Below are 8,604 nucleotides of genomic sequence, written 5' to 3'. Positions count from 1 at the left end.
CACCACGAGTGCGGCGCCGGACGCGCTCACCACTCTTTGGTCCCGGACACCACTCCCGCACTACGGGAGCCCGGGAATCCTTGCTCTCGAACCACGGGGAGGACCACATCATGGGCGTCACGCTCGCCAAGGGAGGCAATGTCTCCCTCTCCAAGGCCGCACCGAACCTCACACAGGTCCTGATCGGCCTCGGCTGGGACGCGCGCTCCACCACCGGAGCACCCTTCGACCTCGACGCCAGCGCGCTGATGTGCAACTCGGGCCGGGTCATCGGCGACGAGTGGTTCGTGTTCTACAACAACCTCAAGAGCCCGGACGGCTCCGTCGAACACACCGGCGACAACCTCACGGGTGAGGGTGACGGGGACGACGAGTCGCTCCTGATCGATCTCTCCAAGGTTCCCGCCAACTGCGACAAGATCGTCTTCCCTGTCTCGATCCATGAGGCGGACAACCGCGGCCAGACGTTCGGCCAGGTCAGCAACGCTTTCATCCGGGTGGTCAATCAAGCCGACCATCAGGAGCTCGCCCGCTACGACCTCTCCGAGGACGCCTCCACGGAGACCGCGATGATCTTCGGCGAGGTGTACCGCTACGGAGGCGAATGGAAGTTCCGTGCCGTTGGGCAGGGGTACGCGTCAGGTCTTCGGGGCATCGCTCTAGACTTCGGGGTCAATGTTTCGTAAAGCCGGGGACCGGCGCGGGGGAGACCGCTAAACGGGAGCCCGTACACACACGATTGGGTAGCCAGTGCTTCTGAAAACCTTCGGCTGGTCGTTCGCGGTTACCGCGCTCGGCCTGGTCGCGGCGGTGTTCTACGGGGGGTGGACAGGTTTCGGGATCGTGGCGATCCTGTCCATCCTCGAGATCTCGCTGTCCTTCGACAACGCGGTGGTCAACGCCGGAATCTTGAAGAAGATGAGTGCCTTCTGGCAGAAGATCTTCCTCACCATCGGTGTGCTCATCGCCGTCTTCGGCATGCGGCTCGTGTTCCCCGTCGCGATCGTGGCCATCAGCGCCAAGATCGGCCCGATCGAGGCTGTGCGCCTTGCTCTCAACGACAAGGACCAGTACCAGCAGCTGGTGACCGACGCGCACCCGTCGATCGCCGCGTTCGGTGGCATGTTCCTGTTGATGATCTTCCTCGACTTTATTTTCGAGGACCGGGACATCAAGTGGCTCGGCTGGCTCGAGCGTCCGCTCGCCAAGCTCGGCAAGATCGACATGCTGTCGGTCTGCATCGCCCTCATCGTGCTCATGATCTCCGCGATGACCGTCGCCACCCAGGCCCACCAGCACGGTGGCACGCACGTGGACAAGGCGGAGACGGTACTTCTCTCCGGCGTCGCCGGACTCATCACCTATCTCATCGTGGGCGGCCTCTCCGGCTTCTTCGAGAACAAACTCGAGGAAGAGGAGGAGCGCGAGCACGAGGAGGAGGAAGAGGCCAAGAAGAGCGGCAAGAAGGTCCCTGCCGTCGTCATGGCCGGCAAGGCCGCGTTCTTCATGTTCCTCTACCTGGAGGTCCTGGACGCGTCGTTCTCCTTCGACGGCGTCATCGGCGCCTTCGCCATCACGAACGACATCGTCCTGATGGCGCTGGGCCTGGGCATCGGCGCGATGTACGTCCGTTCGCTCACGGTCTACCTGGTCCGCCAGGGCACCCTGGACGACTACGTCTACCTGGAGCACGGCGCGCACTACGCGATCGGCGCCCTCGCCGTGATCCTGCTCGTCACCATCCAGTACGAGATCCACGAGGTCATCACCGGCAGCGTCGGTGTCATCCTGATCTTCTGGTCCTTCTGGTCCTCCGTGCGCCGCAACAAGGCGCTGGAGCGGGCCGAAGGCAAGGGCTCGGGCTCGGACGAGAAGTCCGAGGTCCCTTCCGGCGTGTGACTTCGGGTCTGACTCGCTCTCCCGCGTGTGACCCGGTGCCGAGTGAGGAACGCTTCTGAACGGGGCGGCCATCGAGGACGAGTCCTCCTGGCCGCCCCGTGGCATTCACGACGGGCCCATGGGGCTCCGGTATTTTTTGGGGGCGGCGATGTCCTTCTGGGACGGTCTTTGGCGTGGGCGCTCGATGGACTACGAGTCGGGCAGCGCCGCGACCAACTCCATCGAACTCACCAAGCGGCACCCGACGGTCTCGCTCAACAAACAGGGCGCGGCCACCGGCAACCTCCGCGTCAACCTCTCCTGGCAGATGCGTACGTCCGACATCATCGGCAAGCCCAAGGGCGGCGGCCTGCTGCGCCACCCCCTCAGGATGTTCCAGCCGGACGTCGTGCAGGCGCACACCCAGGGCGTGGTCAACGTGGACCTCGACCTCGGCTGCCTGTACGAGACGGTGGAGGGCACCAAGGGCGTCGTACAGCCGCTCGGCAGCTTCTTCGGGGACCTGAACGCCCCGCCGTACGTGAAGCTCAGCGGCGACGACCGGTTCGGTTCGCCGTCGGGCGAGACGATCTACGTGAACCTCGACCACCGCGATTCGATCAAGCGGCTGCTGTTCTTCGCCTACATATACGACCAGACACCGGCCTTCGACCGCACGCACGCCAAGGTGACGCTCTACCCCAGCAACGGCCCGCGGATCGAGATCGACCTGGACGAGCGCCAGCCGCAGGCCCGCTCCTGCGCCATCTTCACGCTGGAGAACATCAAGGACGAGCTGGTCGTGCGCCGCGAGGTGAAGTTCGTGTACGGCTTCCAGGCCGAGCTCGACCGGCTGTACGGCTGGGGGATGCAGTGGGGCCGCGGCTACAAGTCGAAGGTGGGTGGCGCCTGACCGGCCACCCGCGCTCAGCGTGCGAGGAACTGCGGTCCCTGGGGCGGCAGCCGGAAGTTCGGGTCGGGCATCGGGGCCACGGGCTGCGGATAGCCGTAACTGGGCTGCGGGACCGGCGCCGCCTGGGCCGGAGCGTGCTGTGGGTAGCCGTAGGAAGGCTGCGGGGCGGGCTGGTGGCGCGGGGGCTCGGGAGGATAGCCGTACGAAGGCTGCGGGGCCGGTGCGGGGAAGGGCTGCGGAGCAGGGACCTGCGGGACCGGAGCCTGCGTGGCCGGTGCGGGCAGGGGCTGACGCTGCGGGTAGGGCCGCGGGAGCGAGGCCTCGGTCGTCGGCTCGGGCACGGCCTCGGACTCGTCCACGGAGATGCCGAAGTCGCCGGCGAGACCCTCCAGGCCGTTGCGGTAGCCCTCGCCCAGGGCGCGGAACTTCCAGACGTCGCCGCGGCGGTAGAGCTCGCCGCAGATCAGGGCGGTCTCGGAGCCCGTCTGCGGGGTGATGTCGAAGTACGCCAGAGGTTCGGCATCCGTGAGGCCCGCGTCGTACAGCAGGATCCGCAGCGCACGTACGTTCTCGAAGGCGACGTTCTCGGCGGAGGCGACGAGCAGGACCCGGCCGACCGCGGGATCCAGGCCCGCCATGTCCGTCTGAATGGTGTCGGTCAGGCCCTCTGCGAGACCCTGGGTGACACGCTTCTTGCCGAGCCGCCAGACCTTGCCCGACGGATGGCGCGGCTGGTTGTAGAAGACGAAGTCCTCGTCGGACCGCACGCGGCCGTCGGCGCCGAGCAGCAGAGCCGACGCGTCGACGTCCGGAACGCCCTGGCCAGGGGTCCAGCGCAGTACTGCGCGGACGGCCGTGGCTTCGAGCGGGACGTTCGACCCCTTCAACATCGCGTGCGTCATGCGGTCATCCTGCCTTCCCGGCCCCGGGCGGGACAACGCGGGGGTGACGGTGTGTGGCCGGTGTGTCTGACATGGCCGGGTTACCTGAATTTCATGCCCATGGGGAACCCTTGACACCCGTCCCTACGTACTATTACCGGCCACATCACGTCGGGCCGTGCCGACGAGTACAGGGGAAATCATGCGTCATTTCGGGCATATAGCTCCAGAGGTGCGACAGCGTCTCTTCCATCGGGAGCCGTGCGCCTTCACCGCGGACTCCTCCCCACGCCTGCTCGCCGCCGCCCTGGGAGCCACGCTCTACAGCCCCGCCACGCGTCCCCGCCTCGCCGACGACATCCTCAAACAGGCCGGGCGTGGCGTGATCTCGATGGTGCTCTGCCTTGAGGACTCGATCGACGACGCGGAGGTCGTCGGCGCCGAGGAGAACCTGGTCCGCCAGTTCGCCGACCTGGCCGAGCGGGCCGAGCGGGACGGCGTGGAGCCGCCGCTCCTGTTCATCCGTGTCCGGGCACCCGAACAGATAGCCGACCTGGTGGACCGCCTGGGACCCGGCATCCGCCTGCTGTCCGGATTCGTCCTGCCCAAGTTCACCGAGGAGCGCGGCGTCGCCTTCCTGGAGTCGCTCGCCGTGGCGGAGGCCAGGAGCGGCCGACGGCTCTTCGCGATGCCCGTCCTCGAATCGCCCGAGCTGCTGCACCTGGAGAGCCGGGCGGAGACCCTCGCGGGCATCGCCCGCACCGTCGACAAGTACCGCGAGCGGGTGCTCGCGCTGCGGCTCGGCGTCACCGACTTCTGTTCGGCGTACGGACTGCGCAGACCGCCGCACATGACGGCGTACGACGTCCACATCGTGGCCTCGGTCATCGCCGACGTGGTCAACCACCTCGGCCGGGCCGACGGCACGGGCTTCACCGTGACCGGCCCCGTGTGGGAGTACTTCCGCGTCCAGGAGAGAATGTTCAAGCCGCAGCTGCGCCGGAGCCCCTTCCTGGAGGGCAGGGCGGAGGAGCTGCGGCAGGCGCTCATCGAGCACGACATCGACGGGCTGCTCCGCGAGATCGAGCTCGACCGGGCCAACGGCCTGCTCGGCAAGACCTGCATCCACCCCTCGCACGTCCTGCCCGTGCACGCGCTCTCCGTCGTCACCCACGAGGAGTTCAGCGACGCCGAGGACATCCTGCGCCCGGAGCGGGGCGGTGGCGGGGTCATGCGCTCGGCGTACACGAACAAGATGAACGAGGTGAAGCCGCACCGCGCGTGGGCGGAGCGGACCCTCCAGCGCGCCGAGGTCTTCGGCGTCGCGCGCGAGGACATCGGCTTCGTGGAGCTGCTCACCGCCGGGCTCTCCGGCTGACCGCCGCTCGCCGGGCCCCCCGGCCGCCCGCGGACAAAGAACGTACGAGCAAGGAACATAAGGGACGTAAGGACTGTGCGAGGACTGTGAACGACGACGTGGTGTGGTCAGGGACGTGGGTCGCCGAGCGGCTCGGCGTGGAGTTGGCCGGCGACGCGGGGCTGAGCGACCTGCTGGGCCTCGCCCTGCGCCGCAACCCGAAGCGGGCGCACCTCCTGGTGTCGAACGTCCTGGGCAAACATGTGCCGCAGCACCCCTCCGTCGTGTACGCGGCCGGGCACGACCTCGGTGTCCGGGCCCGCACGCTCCTGGGCGACGCCGAGGCCCGGCGCGCGGTCGTCCTCGGGTACGCGGAGACGGCGACCGGCCTCGGCCACTGCGTCGCGGACGGCATCGGCCTCGCGCCCTACCTGCACTCCACGCGCCGTCCGGTCGACGGCGTGCGCCAGGCGGGCGGCTTCGAGGAGTCCCACTCGCACGCGACCTCGCACCTGCTGCTCCCCGAGGACCCCCGGCTGCTCACCCGGGACGGCCCGCTGGTCCTCGTCGACGACGAGTTCTCCACCGGGAACACGGTCCTCAACACCATCCGCGCACTGCACGAGCTGTTCCCGCGCGAGCGGTACGTCATCGTGGCCCTCGTCGACATGCGCACTCCACAGGACCAGGGGCGCCTGGCCGACTTCGCGCGGGAGATCGGCGCGCGGGTCGACCTGATCACGATGGCCTCCGGCACGGTGAGCCTGCCCGACGGCGTCCTGGAGAAGGGTCAGGCACTGGTCGAGGAGTACGAGGCTTCGGCTCTTCCGCAGTCGCGCCGCGCGCCGGGCACGGTCGCCCGGGTCGGGCTCGACTGGCCCGCGGGCGTCCCGGACGGTGGCCGTCACGGGTTCACCCCCGAGCACCGGACGGCGCTGGACGCCGCGCTGCCCGGGATGGCGGAGCGGATCGCCCAGGCGCTGCTTCCGGACGCACAGGGCACAGCCCCCGCCCCCGCCCTTGCCCCCGCCCGCGTCCTCGTACTCGGCTTCGAAGAGCTGATGTACCCGCCGCTCGCCCTCGGAGCGGCCCTGGAGGAGAGGCTCGGCGGCGGCACCGAGGTCCGCTACTCCACCACCACCCGCTCGCCGGTCCTCGCCGTCGACGACCCCGGCTACGCCATCCGCAGCCGCCTCGTCTTCCCCGCGCACGACGCCCCCGCCGACGGACCCGGCGAGCGGTACGCGTACAACGTCGCGGGCGCCGGCTTCGACGCCATCGTCATCGTGGTCGACTCCGTGGGCGACCGCCCTGAACTCCACGCCCCCGACGGTCTGTTGGCCCAGCTCGCCGCGCATGCCGCACAGGTGCTGCTCGCGGTCGTGCCCTCGTACGTCCCCGAGCGTGTTCCCGGCCGCGCCCCCGAGCGCGCCCCTGAGCTCACCCCCGAAAGGCCCTCCATGCTGCCCGAGCCCCTCCGCGGCCCCGCCTTCTCCTCGTACGCGGCCGAAGACGTCGGCTGGCTGCTCCAGGACCTCTCCGACGTGCGGCTCGAGGCGCCCACCGAGGAGCGCGAGGAGGCGATACAGAGCGGTGGCGCGCACTACGCCGAATCGCTTCCGGTCGAGTACCAGCCGAGCCCGCAGTACCAAGACCTGTTCCGCGCGGCCCTCGGCACCTCCGCGGCCCGCATCGCGCAGGCCGTCGGCACCGTCACCGAGACCGTGCTCGCCGAGCGGTCGCCGCGCCCCGTCCTCGTCTCGCTGGCCCGCGCGGGCACGCCCGTGGGCGTACTGATGCGCCGCTGGGCCCAGCACCGGCACGGCCTGGACCTGCCGCACTACGCCGTGTCGATCGTGCGCGGCCGGGGCATCGACGCCAACGCGCTGCGCTGGCTCGCCGCCCACCACGACACGGCCGACGTCGTCTTCGTCGACGGCTGGACGGGAAAGGGGGCCATCACGCGTGAACTCGCCGACGCCGTAAGGGAGTTCGAGGAGTCCGGCGGGCCCACCGGCTTCAATCCGGAGATCGCCGTGCTCGCCGACCCCGGCTCCTGCGTCCGCACCTACGGCACCCGCGAGGACTTCCTGATCCCCTCGGCCTGCCTCAACTCGACGGTCTCCGGCCTGATATCGCGCACCGTGCTGCGCGCGGACCTGGTCGGGCCCGACGACTTCCACGGCGCCAAGTTCTACCGCGAGCTCGCCGACGGCGACCTCTCCCTGGACTTCCTCGACGCCATCGCGGCCCGCTTCGACGAGGTGGCCGACGCCGTCGACGCCCAGGCCAAGGAGCTGCTCGCGGCCGACCGGGCGCCGACCTGGGAGGGCTGGGCCGCCGTGGAGCGGATCAGCGAGGAGTACGGCATCCACGACGTGAACCTGGTCAAGCCGGGCGTCGGCGAGACGACGCGCGTGCTGCTTCGGCGCGTCCCCTGGAAGATCCTGGCGCGTGCGGGGGCGGGGGCCGACCTCGACCACGTACGGCTCCTGGCCGAGCAGCGTGGCGTGCCGGTCGAGGAAGTGGACGAACTCCCTTATACCTGCGTTGGGCTGATCCACCCTCAGTTCACGCGCGGAGCCACCGGCACGGACGGCAAGGCGGTGACCTCCAAGTGAGCGCACCGCGAACGGTGTTGGTCGCAAGTGACCTCGACCGCACCCTCATCTACTCCACCGCCGCCCTCGGCCTGACCATGCCCGACGCCGAGGCGCCGCGCCTGCTCTGCGTCGAGGTGTACGAGAGCAAGCCGCTGTCGTACGTCACCGAGACCGCCGCGCGGCTGCTCGACGAGGTGGGCCGCGCCACGGTCTTCGTCCCGACGACCACGCGTACGCGCGAGCAGTACGGCCGCATCCATCTGCCGGGCCCCGCACCGCAGTTCGCGATCTGCGCCAACGGCGGCCACCTGCTCGTCGACGGCGTCTCCGACCCCGAGTGGCGGGCAGGCGTCGACCGGCGCCTGGCCGCCGAGTGCGCCTCGCTCGACGAGGTCCGCGCGCACATGGTGCGCACCGCCGACCCGGCCTGGCTCCTGAAGGAGCGGGTGGCCGAGGATCTCTTCGCCTATCTGGTCGTCGAGCGTGCCCTGTTGCCGGAGGAGTGGGTCAAGGAACTCGCCGTGTGGGCGCAGGGCCGCGGCTGGACCGTCTCGCTCCAGGGCCGCAAGCTCTACGCCGTGCCGAAGCCGCTGACCAAGAGCGCGGCGGTGCGCGAGGTGGCCCGCCGTATCGACGCGGACGAGATCCTCGCCGCCGGTGACTCGCTCCTCGACGCCGATCTGCTGCTCGCCGCCGACCGCTCGTGGCGGCCGGGGCACGGCGAGCTCGCCGATACGGGGTGGACGGCGCCGGGGCTCACGGTGCTGCCGGAGCGGGGTGTCGCGGCGGGGGAGGAGATTCTGCGGGAGTTCCTGCGCCACGGGTCGGGCGGCGCTACTTCGGCAGGCGTCTGACCGGAGGCAGCCTTTGACCGCAGGCAGCCGCTGACCGAGGCGGTCTCTGGCCGCTGACCGCAGGCAGCCTTTGACTGCTGGCCTCTGTCCGCCGCCGTCGCCTCGCCCTCTGCTGCCG

At 69.8% G+C, this 8,604-nt stretch carries 7 protein-coding genes; 6 read left to right on the top strand and 1 reads right to left on the bottom strand.

The window, feature by feature from the left end; genetic code table 11:
* Positions 1 to 110 precede the first annotated feature (110 nt).
* The 3 genes from ACFUPX_RS13075 (at position 111) to ACFUPX_RS13065 (ending at position 2,791) form a co-directional block, all read left to right on the top strand.
* Positions 111 to 686, top strand: a complete 576-nt coding sequence (locus ACFUPX_RS13075; RefSeq protein WP_190081128.1) for a TerD family protein — start codon at positions 111 to 113, stop codon at positions 684 to 686.
* 64 nt (positions 687 to 750) lie between these two features.
* On the top strand, positions 751 to 1,899 hold the full coding sequence (locus ACFUPX_RS13070) for a DUF475 domain-containing protein (protein ID WP_383320300.1): 1,149 nt from the start codon (positions 751 to 753) through the stop codon (positions 1,897 to 1,899).
* Positions 1,900 to 2,047: 148 nt separating this feature from the next.
* Complete coding sequence (locus ACFUPX_RS13065) at positions 2,048 to 2,791, top strand: Tellurium resistance (protein WP_383320329.1); 744 nt, start codon at positions 2,048 to 2,050, stop codon at positions 2,789 to 2,791.
* A 14-nt stretch (positions 2,792 to 2,805) separates the two neighbouring features.
* On the opposite strand, the gene ACFUPX_RS13060 is transcribed toward ACFUPX_RS13065, so the two are convergent.
* Complete coding sequence (locus tag ACFUPX_RS13060; RefSeq protein WP_383320298.1) at positions 2,806 to 3,693, bottom strand: TerD family protein; 888 nt, start codon at positions 3,691 to 3,693, stop codon at positions 2,806 to 2,808.
* A 181-nt stretch (positions 3,694 to 3,874) separates the two neighbouring features.
* Between ACFUPX_RS13060 and ACFUPX_RS13055 the strand changes: the two genes are divergently transcribed.
* The 3 genes from ACFUPX_RS13055 to ACFUPX_RS13045 all read left to right on the top strand — a co-directional run bounded on the left by ACFUPX_RS13055 (position 3,875) and on the right by ACFUPX_RS13045 (position 8,486).
* A complete protein-coding gene (locus tag ACFUPX_RS13055) occupies positions 3,875 to 5,050 on the top strand; it encodes an HpcH/HpaI aldolase/citrate lyase family protein (protein ID WP_383320296.1) in 1,176 nt (391 codons plus the stop codon).
* An 86-nt stretch (positions 5,051 to 5,136) separates the two neighbouring features.
* Positions 5,137 to 7,650 carry a phosphoribosyltransferase gene (locus tag ACFUPX_RS13050; protein WP_383320294.1) on the top strand — a complete coding sequence of 838 codons (2,514 nt, stop codon included), beginning with the start codon at positions 5,137 to 5,139 and terminating at the stop codon, positions 7,648 to 7,650.
* Positions 7,647 to 8,486 (top strand): HAD family hydrolase, encoded by an 840-nt coding sequence (locus tag ACFUPX_RS13045; RefSeq protein ID WP_383320292.1) that lies wholly within the window; start codon positions 7,647 to 7,649, stop codon positions 8,484 to 8,486. The genes ACFUPX_RS13050 and ACFUPX_RS13045 overlap by 4 nt, the downstream gene beginning before the upstream one ends.
* The last annotated feature ends 118 nt before the right edge of the window (positions 8,487 to 8,604 follow it).

This window comes from Streptomyces sp. NPDC057302 (genome assembly GCF_042667685.1).
In the GTDB taxonomy this organism is placed as follows: Bacteria; Actinomycetota; Actinomycetes; order Streptomycetales; family Streptomycetaceae; genus Streptomyces.
Note: the sequence above shows the minus strand (reverse complement) of the source record. Positions and strands in the feature narration are given on the sequence as shown.

What these genes read in the sequence shown, in the direction of transcription:
- ACFUPX_RS13060 (WP_383320298.1), bottom strand. Translation starts at nt 3,693, where the DNA reads ATGACGCACGCGATGTTGAAGGGGTCGAACGTCCCGCTCGAAGCCACG.
- ACFUPX_RS13075 (WP_190081128.1), top strand. Translation starts at nt 111, where the DNA reads ATGGGCGTCACGCTCGCCAAGGGAGGCAATGTCTCCCTCTCCAAGGCC.
- ACFUPX_RS13065 (WP_383320329.1), top strand. Translation starts at nt 2,048, where the DNA reads ATGTCCTTCTGGGACGGTCTTTGGCGTGGGCGCTCGATGGACTACGAG.
- ACFUPX_RS13055 (WP_383320296.1), top strand. Translation starts at nt 3,875, where the DNA reads ATGCGTCATTTCGGGCATATAGCTCCAGAGGTGCGACAGCGTCTCTTC.